Annotated in this window: 18 protein-coding genes and 1 riboswitch; of the genes, 10 read left to right on the top strand and 8 right to left on the bottom strand. The window is 38.3% G+C overall.

Going from position 1 to position 18,567, the window contains the following annotated elements; genetic code table 11:
* Positions 1-3: 3 nt before the first annotated feature.
* Positions 4-891 carry a polysaccharide deacetylase family protein gene (locus QDN89_RS10125; protein WP_280770011.1) on the bottom strand — a complete coding sequence of 296 codons (888 nt, stop codon included), beginning with the start codon at positions 889-891 and terminating at the stop codon, positions 4-6.
* A 240-nt stretch (positions 892-1,131) separates the two neighbouring features.
* Between QDN89_RS10125 and QDN89_RS10120 the strand changes: the two genes are divergently transcribed.
* The 6 genes from QDN89_RS10120 (at position 1,132) to ytkD (ending at position 6,687) form a co-directional block, all read left to right on the top strand.
* Positions 1,132-1,929: a formate dehydrogenase accessory protein FdhE gene (locus QDN89_RS10120; RefSeq protein WP_280770010.1), complete on the top strand. Its 798-nt coding sequence runs from the start codon at positions 1,132-1,134 to the stop codon at positions 1,927-1,929.
* 23 nt (positions 1,930-1,952) lie between these two features.
* The gene (gene mobA / locus QDN89_RS10115; RefSeq protein ID WP_280770009.1) at positions 1,953-2,561 is read left to right on the top strand and encodes a molybdenum cofactor guanylyltransferase; all 609 of its coding nucleotides are present in this window, start codon (positions 1,953-1,955) and stop codon (positions 2,559-2,561) included.
* A gap of 15 nt (positions 2,562-2,576) precedes the next feature.
* Positions 2,577-3,812, top strand: coding sequence for a molybdopterin molybdotransferase MoeA (locus tag QDN89_RS10110; protein ID WP_280770008.1), 1,236 nt, complete (start codon positions 2,577-2,579; stop codon positions 3,810-3,812).
* A gap of 12 nt (positions 3,813-3,824) precedes the next feature.
* Positions 3,825-5,741: a molybdopterin biosynthesis protein gene (locus tag QDN89_RS10105; protein WP_280770007.1), complete on the top strand. Its 1,917-nt coding sequence runs from the start codon at positions 3,825-3,827 to the stop codon at positions 5,739-5,741.
* Between the two features lie 53 nt (positions 5,742-5,794).
* Positions 5,795-6,007 (top strand): twin-arginine translocase TatA/TatE family subunit, encoded by a 213-nt coding sequence (tatA, locus tag QDN89_RS10100; protein ID WP_280770006.1) that lies wholly within the window; start codon positions 5,795-5,797, stop codon positions 6,005-6,007.
* A 176-nt stretch (positions 6,008-6,183) separates the two neighbouring features.
* On the top strand, positions 6,184-6,687 hold the full coding sequence (ytkD, locus tag QDN89_RS10095; RefSeq protein ID WP_280770005.1) for an RNA deprotection pyrophosphohydrolase: 504 nt from the start codon (positions 6,184-6,186) through the stop codon (positions 6,685-6,687).
* Positions 6,688-6,699: 12 nt separating this feature from the next.
* On the opposite strand, the gene QDN89_RS10090 is transcribed toward ytkD, so the two are convergent.
* Genes QDN89_RS10090 through QDN89_RS10080 form a run of 3 tightly spaced genes read right to left on the bottom strand, consistent with a single transcriptional unit; the run spans position 6,700 to position 9,281 of the window.
* The gene (locus QDN89_RS10090) at positions 6,700-7,497 is read right to left on the bottom strand and encodes an ABC transporter permease (RefSeq protein WP_280770116.1); all 798 of its coding nucleotides are present in this window, start codon (positions 7,495-7,497) and stop codon (positions 6,700-6,702) included.
* Entirely contained in the window at positions 7,487-8,260 is a 774-nt protein-coding gene (locus QDN89_RS10085) for an ABC transporter ATP-binding protein (protein WP_280770004.1), read from the bottom strand. The genes QDN89_RS10090 and QDN89_RS10085 overlap by 11 nt, the downstream gene beginning before the upstream one ends.
* A 28-nt stretch (positions 8,261-8,288) precedes the next feature.
* Positions 8,289-9,281: an ABC transporter substrate-binding protein gene (locus tag QDN89_RS10080; protein WP_280770003.1), complete on the bottom strand. Its 993-nt coding sequence runs from the start codon at positions 9,279-9,281 to the stop codon at positions 8,289-8,291.
* A 106-nt stretch (positions 9,282-9,387) separates the two neighbouring features.
* Between QDN89_RS10080 and QDN89_RS10075 the strand changes: the two genes are divergently transcribed.
* Positions 9,388-10,164: an alpha/beta hydrolase family protein gene (locus QDN89_RS10075; RefSeq protein ID WP_280770002.1), complete on the top strand. Its 777-nt coding sequence runs from the start codon at positions 9,388-9,390 to the stop codon at positions 10,162-10,164.
* A gap of 41 nt (positions 10,165-10,205) precedes the next feature.
* Here QDN89_RS10075 and pckA read toward each other — a convergent pair whose 3' ends face one another.
* Positions 10,206-11,789, bottom strand: coding sequence for a phosphoenolpyruvate carboxykinase (ATP) (gene pckA / locus QDN89_RS10070; protein WP_425335389.1), 1,584 nt, complete (start codon positions 11,787-11,789; stop codon positions 10,206-10,208).
* Positions 11,790-12,352: 563 nt separating this feature from the next.
* Positions 12,353-12,470, top strand: a riboswitch (SAM riboswitch).
* A gap of 241 nt (positions 12,471-12,711) precedes the next feature.
* Between pckA and metK the strand changes: the two genes are divergently transcribed.
* Positions 12,712-13,923 carry a methionine adenosyltransferase gene (metK, locus tag QDN89_RS10065; protein ID WP_280770001.1) on the top strand — a complete coding sequence of 404 codons (1,212 nt, stop codon included), beginning with the start codon at positions 12,712-12,714 and terminating at the stop codon, positions 13,921-13,923.
* A gap of 444 nt (positions 13,924-14,367) precedes the next feature.
* Here the strand turns inward: metK and QDN89_RS10060 are convergent, their stop codons facing one another.
* Positions 14,368-14,904, bottom strand: coding sequence for a gamma carbonic anhydrase (locus tag QDN89_RS10060; RefSeq protein ID WP_280770000.1), 537 nt, complete (start codon positions 14,902-14,904; stop codon positions 14,368-14,370).
* Positions 14,905-15,069: 165 nt separating this feature from the next.
* On the opposite strand from QDN89_RS10060, the gene QDN89_RS10055 reads away from it, so the two are divergent.
* Positions 15,070-15,867, top strand: a complete 798-nt coding sequence (locus QDN89_RS10055; protein ID WP_280769999.1) for an alpha/beta hydrolase — start codon at positions 15,070-15,072, stop codon at positions 15,865-15,867.
* 25 nt (positions 15,868-15,892) lie between these two features.
* Complete coding sequence (locus QDN89_RS10050) at positions 15,893-16,957, top strand: tetraprenyl-beta-curcumene synthase family protein (protein ID WP_280769998.1); 1,065 nt, start codon at positions 15,893-15,895, stop codon at positions 16,955-16,957.
* Between the two features lie 75 nt (positions 16,958-17,032).
* Here QDN89_RS10050 and mnmM read toward each other — a convergent pair whose 3' ends face one another.
* Together mnmM and mnmL are read right to left on the bottom strand one after the other, a co-directional pair.
* Positions 17,033-17,605 (bottom strand): tRNA 5-(aminomethyl)-2-thiouridylate-methyltransferase MnmM, encoded by a 573-nt coding sequence (gene mnmM, locus QDN89_RS10045; protein WP_280769997.1) that lies wholly within the window; start codon positions 17,603-17,605, stop codon positions 17,033-17,035.
* Positions 17,602-18,567: a tRNA modification radical SAM protein MnmL/YtqA gene (gene mnmL, locus QDN89_RS10040; protein ID WP_280769996.1), complete on the bottom strand. Its 966-nt coding sequence runs from the start codon at positions 18,565-18,567 to the stop codon at positions 17,602-17,604. The genes mnmM and mnmL overlap by 4 nt, the downstream gene beginning before the upstream one ends.

Raw genomic sequence — 18,567 nt, 5'->3', positions numbered from 1 at the left:
ACTTTATTCCCGTAATGGTTTTTCGTCTAAAAGGATAAAGGTATATCCTTTCGCTTCCAGAATAGGAATAGCATTCGCTACCCCTTCTGCCGTTTCACTATTAGGTTGATTCATGTGTAAGAGTGGAATCGATCCTTCAGTAGACTGTAGAAGGGCTTTTTCCACTTGTTCTGCTGTATACGTTGCTCCTGCATCTCCAAGAATATCAAAATTCACAACAGATAATCCTAGATTTTGAACGATTTCTACAGCAACGTCATCGTAGAATGCGGTGCCAGAACGAAAAAACTTAGGAGTCTCTCCGGTTAATTCCTCGATTAGTATTTGATTATCCATGACTTCATCAATGACTTCTTCAACAGAACTTGTTCCTTGAATTCCCCATGCCGTTTTTCCATTAACGGATAAAGGTAAATGATTCGTACCATGGTTTTGTACTGAAAAAAGGGGGTCATCAGCTAACTCTAAAAATATTTTCTCATTTTCTTTGATCCATCTTGCGTTGAAAAATAAAGTTGCAGGGACTTCCTCTTCTCTTAAAAATTGAATCAGTTCTTCATCATATTCATTTCCAAACGGACCTCCGCAAGCATCGAACGTTAGAGCAATCACTTTCTCATCTGTTTCCATTTTCGATTTTACTCCAGATACAAATTCTCCCCATTCAGAAACATCAGCCAAGTTACTGCGCCATTGTTCAGTGTTCTCTTTTGTTTCAACCATTTTTGATGGAGGTTCTGAGAAGTCTAGTGTACTTCGACTAGTTTTAACATCATTTGTTAGAGAAGAATGTCTGTCGTCGGTTGTCTCCATGAAATAGTTAAGAGAAAGATAGCTAAAAGCAGTTGTAATGAGAAGAATGGTTATAATGAATACTTTAGGAGATTTCATGATCGGACTCCTTTTAAGAAAAATGTTTGTCGTTAACTTTATATTTAAACGCCAACTTACACTGAGAAAGAAAAAATTTGAACATTAATTAAATTGTAACAATATCTACTATAAATACAATGAAAGAAAAGGAAAATAATAAATCTAAATACCGCTATCATTCATTGGTTGTCCCATGTGGACAGGCCTTCCATTACAACGATATAATAGGCAGTAGATTTAATTCATGGAGGGATTTATATGAACCCGAACGTTGTGTCTGAAGAGTATTTGAATTTGCAGAAATCTATCATAAACAAACAAGAGGAGTTACGGGAGTATTTCGGTGGAAAAATGAAACTTGCTATCACAAAAGATGAATTTGATTTTGATTTTCCTATCTTACCGCAAATGAAAACGTCTCCTGTTCCAGGTGAGTTATATAGAGAATCTATTGAAGAGATTGCGAACGTTATTTCTCCATTTCAACCAGGTTTAAAAGAGGAATTATCAAAGATCACGACGAATTTAACAGAGGAAGATACGATGAAATGGATCAAAGAGTCGATCACTTTTAACACTGTGTATTTTCAAACGTATTCTCAAAAAAATGAGTTATCGGAATGGCTTCCCCATTTTTTAGCAGAACAAGCACTAAGGCCATTTATGCAATTACTAGCAAAAGAAAGCCAATCTTTTATTGACGAGTTTGAGGTGATGGGGACTTGTCCCTGTTGTGGAGAGCCACATCGACTAGCGAAAATCGATGGAAAAGGGCAAAAATATCTTTATTGTCCTCGTTGTGAAACGCAATGGAAACAAAAGCGTTTGGCGTGCGTTCACTGTGGGGATGATCGTCAAGAGCATTTATTCTATATAAACATTAAAGAAGATGACGTGGCAAAAATTGAAGTGTGTGAAACGTGTAGTAATTATTTGAAAATCGTAGAAGCGGAAAAAATACTGGAGAAAAAATCAGCTGCATTACTTGATTTGGAAACAATTCATTTTGACTTTGTTGCTCAAGAAGAAGGTTATGGAGATGAACCATCTGAATAGGTTTATAAAGGAGTATTATGAATATGGAGTTAACAGGCATATTACTAGCAGGTGGTAAATCAAGTCGAATGGGGACGAATAAAGCGTTTTTAGTCATTGAAGGAGAAAGAAATATCGTTAGATTGAAAAGGAAAATAGAGCGGATAACAAAGGTTTTGCTTCTTGTCACCAATGATCCTCAGAATTTTTCTTTTCTTGAATTGCCGATGATAGAAGATATAAAAAAAGGACAAGGACCTCTTGCAGGAATGGAAGCAGGTTTGACGACAAGTCAAACGGATTGGAACCTCATTGTTGCATGCGATCTTCCATTTTTTGATGAAAAAGTTGTGCATGTATTAATAGAAAAAGCTAAAGCTGCTCCTGAAGCCCAAGCGATTGTGCCTGTGATTGATGGTCGTGAACATCCATTGTATGCCCTTTACCATAAAAGTGCGTTACGATTAGTGGAAGAGAACCTAAGCCTAGGGAAAAGAAGGATTAGAGACGTTTTATCTCAACTGAGAGTGGAAGCGATTACAACAGATGATTTATTAAAAGCAAAGATGACAGACGTAGAAATCGAAAAAGCGTTTTTCAATATGAATCATCCAGAAGATTATAAATGGGCAAATTCACAGAATTTTGAGTAGTGAGGAGACTAGAGGATGGATTTTTTTCGAGTGCAATCGGTAGCTAAAATGATGGATTTAATTAAAACGTACGTCAACCCATTAGACTTAAATGAAATTATTTCACTAAAAGATGCTCTAGGAAGTATTCTTTCAGAGGATATTATTGCAAAAGAAAATGTTCCATCTTTTTCCCGTTCCGTTGTGGATGGATATGCCGTTCAATCAAAAGATACATACGGGGCAAGTGAGACGATGCCTGGTTTTCTAACTGTTGTTGGAGAAGTAGAAATGGGCAAGGTTTCGACAGAAGTAGTGCAAACAGGAGAGGCGGTTTACGTCCCGACAGGTGGGATGATTCCTAAAGGTAGCGATAGCGTTGTCATGATTGAAGACTGTGAACAGGTGCAAGATTTACTTAATATCACAAGGTCTGTTGGGAAAAACGAAAACGTCATTCGCGAAGGGGAAGATGCAAAAGTTGGAGAAGTTTTGCTTGAAAAAGGCAAAAGGCTTCGGCCTCAGGAGTTAGGAGCTCTTGCGTCGTTAGGTATCAATCAAGTACCTGTAACGAAAAAATTAACGATCGGTTATTTATCATCCGGTGATGAGATTGTCCCATACGACACTAAAAAACTATCGCCAGGTAAAATTCGTGATGTTAATGGAGTGACCATTCCAGCATTGGCTGAGCAATGGGGAGTAAACGTGAAAGTAAGTGAAATTGCGAATGATGACTATAGTGATTTTCGTCAAAAAGCAAATGAGTTATTTGAAGAATGTGATGCCTTATTTATTTCAGGTGGAAGTTCGGTTGGGGAAAAAGACTATACAACGGAAGTGATTCAATCTCTCGGTAATGGTGACCCTGGCATCGTTGTTCACGGAGTGTCTATCAAACCAGGCAAACCAACAATTATGTCCGTTTCATCAAAAAAACCAGTCATTGGCTTACCAGGTCACCCAGCATCGGCAATGATCATCTTTCAATTATTCGGAAAAGAAATCGTTTCTCGTTTGCAAGGAAGTAATTCTTATAAAAAAGTCTCAACAAAGGCAGTGGTGTCACAAAATATTCCTTCTTCTCCCGGTCGCACCGACTACGTTCGTGTTACCCTTGAAGAAGGAAATCCCTTTCCGAAAGCAATCCCAGTATTAGGAAAGTCTGGGTTAATCAAAACCTTGGTGAAAAGTGACGGCCTTCTTGAAATTGAAGAGAAAAAAGAAGGGGTTAAGCAAGGGGATGTAGTCACTGTTCACTATTTTCTATAGGGAGGGAATTCCATGAAAACAAAACGGGAGCGAACGATTTATTTAGAAGATACTCCAAGACAAGAAGCTTTAGAACAATGTTTTCAGCTTATTGATTTCAAAGATAAAATAGAAAAAGTTCCGACACAAGATTCTGTCGGAAGAATAACGTCAGAACCGATATATGCGCAGGCGTCTAACCCGCATTTTCATGCTTCGGCTATGGATGGGATCGCAGTAAGAGCAAGTGATACAGAGGAAGCTCATGAAAGTGCGCCATTACAATTAGCTGAGTATAAAGATTTTGTTTACGTGGATACGGGTAACTTAATTCCACATGAATTTGATGCAGTCATTATGATTGAAGACGTCAATGAGGTAGAACCTGGAGTTCTAGAGATCATCGCACCCGCTGTTCCATGGCAACGGATTCGACCTATTGGAGAGGATATTACGTTTGGTGAAATGCTTCTTCCACAAGGTCATAGAATTCGGCCGATTGATGCAGGGGCTCTTTTAGCAGCAAGAATTGAAAGAGTTTCCGTCATGCGTAAACCGAAAGTGCATATTTTCCCGTCAGGTAGTGAGTTAGTTCCGCCTAATGAACCGTTGCAACCAGGGAAATTAATTGAATTTAATGGCACGATTTTTTCTGAACTTGTGAAAGAATGGGGAGGGGAACCTGAACTTCATCCTATCGTGAAAGATGATCCAGACAAAATTCGCGCCGCATTAGTAAAAGGTAGCTTAGAAGCGGACTTAGTTATTATTAATGCTGGTTCATCCGCTGGTTCAAAAGATTATACTGCTCATATTATCCAAGAACTCGGAGAAGTGATTACACATGGAATTGCTACTCGACCAGGAAAACCAGTGATTATTGGTAAGATCAATGGAACAATTGTTATAGGGGTTCCGGGATACCCAGTTTCTGCCTACTTTGTCATGGAGTGGTTTGTCAAACCAATTATTCATCAATTCTCTGAAATAGCCGTTCCGGAAAAAGAAACGCTCTCTGTCTATGCAGGGAGAAGAATTGTATCGAATATGGGATCAGAAGATTTTATTCGTGTGCATATAGGTTATGTAAATGGGAAGTACGTGGCGAATCCGCTTACTCGTTCAGCAAGTGTGACCATGTCTCTTGTCAAATCAGATGGTGTTATTACCATTCCGGCAAGTCAATTAGGCGTGGAGCAAGGTGAAGAAGTTGTCGCTGAATTAATGAGACCGAAATCTGAGATTCAAGCATCTATTCTATTTTCCGGAAGCCATGATTTGTCTATTGATGTTCTGTCATCAGAAATGAAAAAAATAAATTTCCGGTCGAAGGTGACTGCTAGTCACACAGGCAGTATGGCTGGGCTGATGGCGATTAAAAGAGGAGAATCTCATGTTGCAGGGATTCATTTGCTTGATCCGGAAACAGGAACGTACAATCTACCTTATCTGGAAAGATTTTTGAAAGGATTGGATTTAGTCCTGTTGCCATTTCTAAAAAGACAACAAGGATTAATCGTTCCAGTTGGAAATCCACTTGGACTAACGTCTGTTCATGAAATTAAAGAGAAAAAAGCTCATTATGTGAATAGACAGCGTGGGGCAGGAACGAGAATACTGTTTGATCATTTATTAAAAAAGAATGATATTGATCCAGGTGACATAACGGGTTATGAAAGAGAAATGTTCACTCACTTAAGTGTTGCTGCTGAGGTGAAAATGGATGAAAAAGCAGTGGGAATGGGGATTTTCTCGGCTGCAAAAGCGATGGAATTGGATTTCATACCGATTGAAGAAGAGTCTTATGATTTGCTTATGACAAAAGATTTTTTCCAAGGAGAGCAAGGGAAGCGGTTATTACAAACGTTGCATAGTGAATCGTTTAAAGAGAATGTCCATAAACTTGGCGGTTATACTGTAGATAATAACGTATCACCAATATATATTTAAATTCTAAAGGTATCCATATATAACAAAATTAGCAATGAAAAGGGGGGATTACGATGTTATCTAATATTGGAATTCCAGGATTAGTATTGATTCTTGTATTAGCGTTAATTATTTTTGGGCCGAAAAAACTTCCAGAAATAGGGCGTGCAGCTGGTCAAACGTTAAGAGAGTTTAAGAAATCAACGAAAGAACTAACTGGTGATGTAACAGAACCAATTGATGATGTGAAAAAAGAAGCAAAAAAATTCACGGATGACTTAAAATAATTTGAATAATTTTTTTCTACCAACGTCTATACGAGGCGTTGGTTTTTACGTTTTCTAAGCTTTATACTGTTAGATAAAAGTCTGTAAAATTAGACAAATGACTGACATTTTATTAGAATACAGGTGGAGTATTTTATAAGTTAGCGATGTCCTTACTGTTTGGAGGTTAGATAGAAATGATAAAAGAACAGTCATTTCATGACTACTATCATAATGAAGTGAGCTTTTCGTTACAAGATCACCCTTATTCGGACAAACCTAAACACGTATGGGTTGTCGCTTGGTATAAAGGAAGTTGGCTTTTAACCTTACATCCTTCACGTGGAATTGAATTTCCAGGAGGAAAAGTAGAACCAGGTGAAACGGGAAAAGAAGCGGCAATAAGGGAAGTGTTTGAAGAAACAGGAGGGATCGTGAAAGACCTATATTATGTTGGGCAATACAAAGTATTAGGTAAAAGTGAAACCGTTATAAAAAACGTTTATTTTGCGATCATTAATGAATTGATTACAAAAAAGAACTATTTTGAAACAAAAGGACCTAAGCTTATGCTTAAACTACCAAATGACATTCGATCAAATCACCGATACAGTTTTATTATGAAAGATGATGTATTAACTTTAAGTATGAAAGAAATTGAACGACGGTATTTTCACGAAAATAAATCGTTAAATAAATGAAAACTCATTCAGTCATGATTCATGACGAATGAGTTTTTTTTCAAGTATTTCTACGAGATGATACATTACTGTAGCAAGGACGGCGATAATTAAGAGTGCTAACATGACAAGAGTAAAGTTGAACACTTGGAAACCATAAATGATCATATATCCTAGACCTTGTTTGGAAACTAAAAACTCTCCAACAATAACGCCAACCCATGCGAGGCCTACATTCACTTTTAACGTCGATATCAATGTTGGATAGGAAGCAGGAAAAACAACTCGGAAAAATGTTTGTTTTTTTGATGCACCAAAACTTTTAATGACTTTTAAATAATTCTCATCAACCTCTTTGAAAGCATGGTAAACAACCATCGTTGTGATGACAAGTGATATGAGAGCACCCATAGCTATGATAGAAGTGAAACCAGGACCAAGACCTACAATAAGAATGGGGCCAAGGGCTACTTTTGGCATCGAGTTCAAGATGACTAAATATGGATCTAACACACGTGATAAAAATGGTGACCACCATAAAAGGCCGGCAATAAATGTTCCGATAAATGTACCTAACAAAAACCCTAGGATCGTTTCAAATAGAGTAACGGAAGTGTGCATAAACAAAGAACCATCTTGTATACGAAGAACAAATAAATGCCAAACTCTAGATGGAGAGCTGAATAATAAAGGGTCGATCCATCGTAGGTATGTTGTCAGTTCCCAACCTGCAAAAAAGAGGAGAAGGATCGATAGCTGTGTCATTCGAACATTTCGTGTTGTTTTTAGAACAGCGCGTTTATATTGCTGTTGCATTTCATTACGATCCATCTTCATCAGGCTCCATCTCCTTCCATATCGTTTGGAATAATGGATTGAACTCGATGTCAGTTCGAACATCGAAAGGGAGCTTTTCTTTTAGATGTAATGGGACGACAAACTCTTTATTAATTCTACCTGGTCGTTCCGTAAGAAGAATGATTCGGTCACTCATTGCTATCGCTTCTCCTATATCATGTGTGACTAAAATGGCTGTTTTATGATGCTCTTTAATCGTTGAGAAAACAAGGTCTTCTAATTTTAATTTTGTCTGATAATCTAAAGCAGAAAAAGGTTCATCTAACAGTAATAATTTCGGATCAGTCGATAGCATACGAACTAAAGCAACTCGTTGACGCATTCCTCCTGACAATTGAGAAGGGAAATGATCAATTTTGTCCGATAAACCTAGTGTTTCAAGTAATTGAAAAGCAAGTTGCCTATCCACGTCCGTTGTTTTCCCCATTGTTGTTAAACCTAACGTAATATTGTCTTTAATGTTTAGCCAAGGAAATAAGTAGTCTTGCTGAAGCATGTAACCTGTTTCTGGCGTTGGTCTTTCAATGATTTCTTTATCGAGTAAAATTTCTCCACTAGTTGGATGTAATAATCCAGAAATAAGAGAAAGAAGAGTGGTTTTACCACAACCACTCGGCCCAATAATCGAAATAAATTCGCCTTCTTCAATAGAAAGCTCAATATCTTCTACTGCTGTTGTCCATGTCTCAAGTGAAAAAAATGTTTTTTCTACTTGGTTGAGTTCAAGAAAGGCCATATCGAGCCCCTCCTTTTCATCTATCACTTTATTCTTTTACTACGTTATCAGCCGCTTTCGTATCAACTAGTTCGTCATAATCAATAGCCATTGGGAGTTCGCCGCTCTCATCCATTATGGACTGTAAATCGTACCATGCTGCTTCATCCAAAAGAGGCGAAGTGGCATAAGATCCTTGATCACGGTAGCGAACAAACACTTGTTCAATGACATCCAGGGGAGTTTCATCGAAATACGGTGCAAGCGTTTCTGCTACTTCCTTTGTATCTTTATCTTGAATCCATTGCTGTGCGCGGTAAATGGCCCGAGTGAAACTCTCGATTGTTTCCGGATTTTCATCCATAAAGCTTTGTTTTGACATATATACAGTGTATGGAATTTCACCTGATTGCGTGCCGAAAGAATCAATAATATGGCCAATGCCCTCTTCTTCAAATTGTGTTGCTTGTGGTTCGAACAATTGAACATAATCTCCTGTACCAGACGCAAAAGCGGAAGGAATATTCCCGAAATCAATATTTTGAATTAATTCTAAGTCTTCATGTGGATCAATACCATTTTTCCTTAATACGTGTTCACCGACCATTTGAGGCATACCACCTTGTCGTTGACCTAGGAAAGTTGTGCCTTTCAAATCATCCCAAGAAAAGTCTTCTACTGGTTCACGGGAAACGAGAAACGTTCCGTCTGTTTTTGTGAGTTGCGCGAAATTAATGGCTGGATCGTTCGCGTCTTGTGCATACACATACATCGATGTCTCGGCACCTACGAGAGCAACATCGGCGCCATCAGAAAGCAATGCCGTCATCGTTGTATCTCCGCCCCATGTCGTTGTTAGATCGATATCCAAGCCTTCATCTTCAAAAAAACCTTCCGACAACGCAACATATTGAGGGGCATAAAAAATAGATCTCATCACTTCGGCAACTCTGACTTCTGTTTGTTCATCATCTTGCCCACACCCAACTAACATAATGGATGTTAAAAACATGATCGACATAACTGTAAGTATGTTTTTCATTGTTTTCCTCCTTAAAAAATGCAATATTGATTGTGATAAACTATGATTAGGCAAGGTAATGTGTGTCATGACTACGATAGTTTTCATAAAAAAATGAGGGATTTATTTGAAACATTTAATCTATTCTGAATCGATCGTTTCTCCATCTTCTGCCTTTCGTATTTCCGTTGTGACATATTGGTCAGGAGACTATAAAGTAAAAGGATATTTAATTGAACCGAAGAAAAAAGCGGTCTATGATGGCATGGTTTATTTAAGAGGTGGGATAAAAAAAGTAGGGATGGTGAGGATAGCGAGAATCATGCAATATGCAAATGAAGGTCTTGTTGTTTTTGCACCGTTTTATAGAGGAAATGAAGGTGGCGAAGGGCAAGAAGATTTTGGTGGAGAGGATCGACAGGACGCTTTTGCAGCCTATGAATTACTTCGCTCCCATCCAATGGTTGAAAATCAGCGCGTTCATGTTGTCGGTTTTTCTCGTGGTGGTATTATGGCAGGACTAGTGGCAGCTGAATATAACCCAACATCCATGATTACATGGGGTGGGGTGTCCGATTGTACGTTAATGTACGAAGAGAGGCCAGACCTGCGAAAAATGCTTCGACGATCTTTTTCAGGAGATCCAAAGCAATCGAAAGGTACATACTTAGCTAGGTCTCCTATTTCATTAGCGGAAAAAATATCGTGTCCTGTCTTGATTATTCACGGCGAAATAGATGAGCACGTTGGCGTAGAGCATGCTTATCAGCTTTATAATCGATTAGATAATAATGAAAATGTAAAAATTGATAAATGGATTATTTCAAACAGGGGGCACTTGTTGTCTGTAAGAGAGCAATTAACGTATACAAGGAATGCATGCGATTGGATGAAAAATTGTTAGAAAAACAAAAACCCTAGGCCGGAAAGCCTAGGGTGTAAAAATTAAATTGTTGGGCCACCTTTTGCAATATCTTGAGGTAGCGTTCTAAATTTTTTGAAGTTTTCTTTGAATTTCTCAGCTAGTGCTCTCGCTTCTTTGTCGTAAGCATCTTTATCAGTCCAAGTGCTTTTTGGTTGAAGAACTTCATCTGGAACACCAGGGCACTGAAGTGGACTGTGAAGACCAAAGATTGGGTCAGTTGTCATTTCCACATTATCTAGTTCGCCTTTCAAAGCAGCTCGGATGATTGCTCGAGTGTAGGGAAGACTCATTCTACTTCCGACACCATAAGGTCCACCTGACCAGCCTGTGTTCACTAGATAAACATCGGTATTATGCTCTAACATTTTATCTTTTAGCATTTCTGCATATCTTGCAGGCGGCAGAGGTAAGAATGGTTCACCGAAACAAGATGAAAATGCTGATTTAGGTGATGTGATTCCACGCTCCGTTCCAGCTAATTTACTCGTATATCCTGAAAGGAAATGATACATCGCCTGTTCAGGTGTCAATTTACTAATTGGAGGTAATACTCCTGATGCATCAGCTGTTAAAAAGATTATTGCGTTTGGATGACCAGCGATACTTGGTTCTAATGACGATGGAATAGAGGTAAGTGGATAAGCAACTCTTGTATTCTCTGTAAAGTCTGAAGCAAAGTAATCAGCTTCTCTTGTTGTGTCATCAACGACTACATTTTCGAGAACGGATCCGAATCGAATCGCTCGGTAGATTTCAGGTTCGGTTTCTTCCGTTAACTTAATACACTTCGCATAGCAACCACCCTCAATGTTAAAGACCCCATTAGGAGACCAAGCATGTTCATCATCTCCAAGAAGAGCGCGGTAAGGGTCCGCAGATAGCGTGGTTTTTCCTGTTCCAGATAATCCGAAAAATAAAGCGACATCGCCTTCTTCTCCCACATTAGAAGAACAGTGCATCGTTAAAATATCTTGTTCTGGAAGGAGGTAATTAATAATAGAGAAAATGGACTTTTTCATTTCTCCAGCGTATTCTGTTCCACCGATTAATACCGTCTTCTTGTCAAAAGAAACGATAACGAAAGCTTCAGAATTCGTTCCGTCGACTTCAGGGTTGGCTTTGAATCCTGGTGCGGATACAATCGTAAACTCTGGTAATAAACTAGTTAACTCGTTTTCATTAGGTCGGATAAATAGTTGACGAACAAATAAATTATGCCAAGCATATTCATTTACTATTCTAATAGGAAGTTGGTATTGTTTGTCGGCCCCTGCAAATCCGTGGCGGACAAATAATTCATCCCGTTCAGATAAATATGTTAATACTTTATCATAAAGATTTTCAAATACTTCGGTTGTAACGCCTTTATTTACAGTTCCCCAACATATTTTATCTTTCGTTGATAATTCTTCTACGATGAATTTATCATTCGGTGAGCGCCCAGTGTATTTGCCAGTCGTCGCACGGAATGCTCCAGTGGACGTTAGAATTCCTTCTCCACGTTCTAATCCCTTTTCAATCAATTGAGCCACAGACAAATCTTTGTGAATATTTTCTCCTTGCAAAACACGACTTAACTCAGCTTCGAAATGAACCATACTCATGATCATCAACCCTTTCTTTTCATTCAATTTATATTTCTTAAACTGATGAACGTATTCATCATTTGAACAAACGACTAGGAGAATATATTTATAAAATGAACTAATTATATGAACAATGAAGAAGTATTGACCAAATGAAACAGACAGATGACTGGGTACATTCATAATGAGGAAACAGATTTAAGTTGTCTAAATTAAGAAGTGAAAGCGCTGTTATTTTCTCGTTTTAAAATAGTATAACACATTGAAATGAATGGAACATACTAATTGAGGAATTGTAGAAATAAATTAACATTTGACTGAGATATAACAATTAGACAGTTGAATGAAAAGCGCTTTGTGACGGGAGAAGTAGCTCATGTTGAAGGAAGTTAAATTTTAAAAATGGGAGTGTGAAGTAGATGTGCTTTGTATAGTTATATCTTAATATATTTCCTGAAAGTAGGATATAGTTTTTGGAAACCGTCAACAGATTGTCATAATTGTGAATAAGTGAGCAAACTTTCCTGCTTGGAAATCTTGACATAGTAAGAGATATCATGTATTATTTTGGCGAACGGATACTCTTATCCTGAGTAGGCGGAGGGACAGGCCCGACGAAGCCCAGCAACCATCACCACATCTAAAAAGGTGAACGGTGCTAACCTGCAGGACACGTGTGTGTGTCTTGGTTGATAAGAGGTGAAAGGCGAATGGATCGTAACCTTTTCCTCTATGGGGAGAAGGTTTTTTGTATTAAGAAATAAGAAAGAGTTTTTCGTTTCGTGTTTAGCTTAGATAGAAACGATTTTGTAACACGAAACGTATTCTTATTTTGAAAGGTCGTTGATTTGGACCATTCTGCCAGGAGAACGAGTACCGTCGATGATGAAGCTCATCTTATATATTATTATGGGGTAAAATACAGGGGAGGTACGTATTTGTGGCAGGTAAAACTAGGTTATTTACGTCAGAATCAGTAACAGAAGGTCATCCTGATAAGATTTGTGACCAAATTTCTGATTCCATTTTAGATGAAATTATGAAAAGCGACCCAAATGCACGGGTAGCATGTGAAACATCTGTAAACACGGGATTAGTTCTTGTAGCAGGAGAAATATCAACATCTACTTATGTGGATATTCCTAAAATTGTACGAGAAACAATAAAAGGAATCGGATATACTCGTGCAAAATATGGATTTGATTATGAAACTTGTGCTGTTCTTACATCGATTGATGAGCAATCGGCCGATATAGCTCAAGGGGTAGACAGAGCATTAGAAGCTAGGGAAGGTCAAATGTCAGATGATGAAATTGAAGCAATTGGTGCGGGTGATCAAGGGTTAATGTTTGGTTATGCAGATAATCAGACTCCAGAACTTATGCCATTGCCGATCTCATTATCACACAAACTTGCACGCCGCTTAAGTGAAGTGCGAAAAGATGGATCGATTAAATATCTTCGTCCAGACGGAAAAGTACAAGTTACTGTTGAATATGATGAAAACCAGAATCCACTGCGTGTGGATACGATCGTTATTTCATCACAACATCATCCAGAAATAGAACTTGATCAAATTAAAGAAGATTTAAAAGAAATCGTTATTAAACCCGTTGTTCCAAAAGAATTATTAGATGATGAAACAAAGTATTTCATTAATCCGACAGGACGATTTGTTATCGGTGGCCCTCAAGGAGATGCAGGGTTAACTGGTCGTAAAATAATCGTTGATACTTATGGAGGATATGCTCGTCATGGTGGAGGAGCCTTCTCTGGAAAAGATGCTACAAAGGTGGATCGGTCTGCAGCATATGCAGCTAGATATGTAGCTAAAAATATTGTTGCGTCTGGTTTGGCAGATCGTTGTGAAGTTCAATTAGCTTATGCGATTGGTGTTGCTCAACCTGTATCCATTGCGATTGATACATTTGATACTGGGAAAGTAAGTGAAGAAGTATTGGTTCAAGTTGTTCGTAAACACTTTGACCTTCGTCCTGCTGGAATTATTAAAATGCTCGACCTTCGTCGTCCTATATACAAGCAGACAGCTGCTTATGGTCATTTTGGTCGCACCGATATCGACCTTCCATGGGAAGCGACAGATAAAGCAGAAATTATGAAACAAGAAGCACTACAAATGGAAAAAAAATAATATGAAAATAAAAGCGAATGGGGCATGTCTCCATTCGTTTTTTATCGTTTCATATGTTTTTTTAGTTAATATCGCCTGAATCTTAAAACGGAAGTTGAAATTATGGGACGATTGCATGAAAAAGAGTTTTCGGACCGTCTTCGAGTGAAAAAAGGGAAAGACGGTCCGAAGAGAGGAGCGCATGAGACCGTCTTCGAGTGAAAAGTGGGAAAGACGGTCCGAAGAGAGGAGCGCATGAGACCGTCTTCGAGTGAAAAGTGGGAAAGACGGTCCGAAAAGAGGAGCGCATGAGACCGTCTTTGAGTGAAAAAAGGGAAAGACGGTCCGAAGAGAGGAGCGCATTCACTGACTTAATAAAATAAAAACTAAAAAAGAAGGTCACGTGAGGATCCAAACCAATCACCATGCGACCTTCTCAATTTTCAAGAAAAAAATCATTTCCCATTAGTCATTTTTCTTTTTTTCTTCCTCAATGATCGTTTTATAATACTGACCTTTCTCCACATAACTTTTACGAATTCTATTCATATCAATGATGTCTGCATCCGTTAAATCTCGAACAACTTTTGCTGGTCTCCCTAACGCTAATGTTCTTGGTGGAATCTTTTTACCAGGTGGGACAAGACTACCTGCTCCAATAAAAGCTTCTTCACCAATGTCGGCACCGTCAAGAATGGTTGATCCCATTCCAACTAAAGCGTTTTTTTGAACCGTACAGCTGTGTAAAAGGCACTGGTGTCCGATCGTCACACCTTCCTTTAAAATCAAAGGTAAATCTGGACTTTGGTGTAATGTACTGTTGTCTTGAATATTGACACCTTTTTCAATGATTGTTGGGGACACATCCCCGCGAATTACCGTATTAAACCAAATACTTGCATGTTCATGGACCGTTACATCACCAGTGATAATGACTCCATCTGCAACAAATGCAGAAGAATGAAGCGATGGTATATGGCCTTTATATGGATAAATTTTCAACTACTGTCACTCTCCTCACTTCAATCTTTTCAAGATAAGTTTACCAAAAATCGAAGATGAATTGGAAGGATTCATATATGCAAATACTTGACGAACCTTTCAATCAACGAGAAGATAATAGGAAATAACTTACTACCTTTTTATATTTTTACCGCGGAGGGATACATGATGTGGAAATGGGAAGTGGATCATACTAAAGCAAAAGGTGTTTTTGTAATCGTTCATGGAGCTGGAGAATACCACGCCCGATATAAGTGGATAATTGAACAGTTAAATAGAATGGATTATCATGTGATTATGGGTGATCTCCCAGGACAGGGAACAACGCCAGGTCCACGTGGACACGTACCAACTTTTGATTTATACATAGAAACAGTTAATAAATGGTTAAAAGAAGCGAAAGAATACGACCTTCCAACAATTCTCTTCGGGCACAGTATGGGTGGGTTGATATCAACGAGAACTTTAATGAAAGAAGACGTGAATTATTTACCAGATATGGTCATCTTATCTTCGCCTTGCTTTGGACTATTTAATAAAACTCCTTTTAGCAAAAAGACAGTTTCATTGATGTTGAATAAAGTGACACCAAGTCTTCGGTTTAATTCAGCGCTAGAACCTGGTTCAGGTACACGAGATCCACAAATGCGAGCTAGAGATGAAAAAGATAATCTATTAATAAAAAAAGTAAGTATTCGTTGGTATCGTGAATTGGAAAACTCCATTAAATTTGCACACCAGCATGTTGACACCTTCCCTGAAATACCATTGCTTGTGATGCAAGGAGGCGACGATCGAATTGTTAGTAAGTTCCGTGTGAAAGAGTGGTTTAATCGAGTCGATATAAGTGATAAGTATTACAAAGAATGGGAAGGGTTATATCACGAAGTTCTTAACGAACCAGAGAAAAGTCAAGTTATGGCTCATATGCTAGGATTTGTAACGATGCATGTAAACAAATAACTAAAAGGATGACGGAGGATTTTTTGTGAGAATTCCAACAACATCTTGGGCATTAATGTACCAAGTATATAAACATGTACTGCCAACCGTTCATGAATATCTAAATGGGTGGCGTGAAAAAGCAGAAGCGATCCCAGATCCTGAACTGAGAACACAAGCACTAATGAGTATTGATACAAAAACCTTTCACTGTGAAGGTGGAGCAATTTATGCCATTCTAGCAGGGAAACAGTTTCGAGAAGCGGTTCGCTTTATCGTTGCTTATCAGACGATTAGCGACTATTTAGATAATCTATGTGATCGAAGCACATCACTTAATCCTGAAGATTTTCGTTCGTTACATCAGTCCATGCCTGATGCATTAACGATTGGAGCACAGATAAAAGATTATTATAAATATAGAGATGAAAAAAATGATGGAGGTTATTTAGCTGATTTAGTACGAACGTGTCAAGAATGCATATCATCATTTCCTTCCTATTCCTCTGTGCAAAAAGAAAATGTCACCTTAGCAAATCTTTATAGCGATTTGCAAGTACATAAACATGTGAAGGAAGAAGAAAGGGTCGTTCGTCTAAGAAACTGGTTTCAACAATATGAAAATAACGTTGATCCTATGACATGGTATGAGTTTTCTGCTAGTTCAGGTTCTACTCTGGGGATTTTTTGTTTGACATCTTATTCAGCTGCAAAACACGATATGACAAAGGAAGAGGCTGAATTGATTAAAGAAGGCTATTTCCCTTGGGTACAAGGACTTCATATCCTGATGGATTATTTCATCGATCAAGAAGAAGATCGAGTTGGAGGAGATTTAAACTTTTGTTTTTACTATAAAAACGAAGAAGAAATGTTATCGAGAATGGAACATTTCTTTAAAGAAGCGAATCGCTCTTTGGCGACGTTACCAGATGGGAAATTTCACCGACTCATTAACAATGGTTTAATTGCAATTTATCTTGCTGACGATAAAGTAAAACAAGATCCAGAACTAAAGAAAAAGGGGAAGAGGTTAATACGAAGTGGCGGCCCACGAACGTTATTTTTTTATTTAAATGGGTGGATGTATCGTAGAAAAAGTAAGACGTGATTTAAATAATCTATAAGTACAGCATACTGAATAAAAAAGCAAGAGAGAAAGTCGGATAGCGACTATCTCTCTTGCTTATCTTTTTTCAATGGCAATGATAAAAGGGGGATCATTTTTTTGATTGATAAATCGATACTCCATGACGTGAAACTCTTCTTGTGGTAAAGAACTTACGAATGGTAGCAAGTTATCTTTTTCTAACTTTCCTTCTTCATGTCCATGATAAATGACGAGAACAACGATGCCCTCTTTTTTCAAATGGTGTAATAGTTGGTTTAAGGCTGTAATCGTTGTGAATGCAGAAGTGACGATAGATTTGTCGCTTCCTGGCAAGTAGCCAAGATTAAAGATCGCGCCATCGATATTTTGAAGGTGATTAGGAGAAAGGTGTGTTTCTATCTTCTCATGGCCATCATGGATAATCTTCACTTGATTCTCAAGGTTCATTTGTTTCATTCGATTTTTTGTTGCTTCGATGGCTTCTTTTTGAACGTCAAAACTATAGACAAATCCGTTTTCTCCAACGAGTTTGGCTAAGAATGCTGTGTCGTTCCCTTTTCCAGCGGTTGCATCGACAGCAACACCACCTTCAGGGATAGATTTTTGCAGAAGTTCTCTAGCAAATGGAAGGATCCCACTGAGTTTCATGTAGCTTTAATCTCCTTTACATGTTCGTTTGCATACTTTCCTTGCCAGCTGTTTCGACGAGCTAATTCAGCATCAATCGCATTTAAAACTTCCCATTTATTCAAACTCCACATCGGGCCAATCATTAAATCAGCAGGCCCATCTCCTGTTAAGCGATGGATGATCACTGAAGAAGGAAGGACTTCCAACTGATCGCAAACAAGGTTAATGTAGTCGACTTTATCCATCAGCTTAAGTAAACCTTTCTCGTATTGTTTCACCATAGCTGTTCGTTTAAGGAGATGAAGGAGATGAATCTTTACGCCTTGTACATCAAGTTTAGCGACTTGTTTTGCCGTATCGAGCATCATTTGATGAGTTTCCATCGGAAGCCCATTGATAATATGGGAACAAATTCGAATCCCGTGTTTTCTAAGTTTATCGACACCTTCTTTATAACACTGAAAATTATGGGCTCGATTGATTAATTCTCCCGTCTTATCATGTGCTGTTTGCAGGCCTAATTCGACCCAAAGGTATGTTCTTTCATTTAATTCGGCTAAATAGTCAACGACATCATCAGGAAGACAATCAGGCCTTGTGGCAATAGCTAGACCGACCACATCATCTTGTTTCAAAATAACTTCGAACATGTCGCGCAATTCTTCAACGGGGGCGTAGGTATTTGTATAAGCTTGAAAGTAACCGATATATTTCCCTTTTTTCCACTTTCGATGAAGTTTCTCTTTAATGGAATGAAATTGCGTAACAAGATCGTCTTTGCGATCCCCCGCATAATCGCCTGAGCCACGTTTGCTACAAAACGTACATCCACCGCTAGCAACATGTCCGTCGCGATTAGGGCAGTTAAAACCTCCATCTAAAGGGACTTTAAATATTTTTTCTCCGTATTGAGACTTCAGATGGTGATTCCACGTGTAATATCTTTTTTCTCCAAAAAGAAGTGGTGTTTCTTCTGACAT

It is taken from the genome of Salipaludibacillus daqingensis, from assembly GCF_029891575.1.
Lineage (GTDB): Bacteria > Bacillota > Bacilli > Bacillales > Salisediminibacteriaceae > Salipaludibacillus > Salipaludibacillus daqingensis.
Note: the sequence above shows the minus strand (reverse complement) of the source record. Positions and strands in the feature narration are given on the sequence as shown.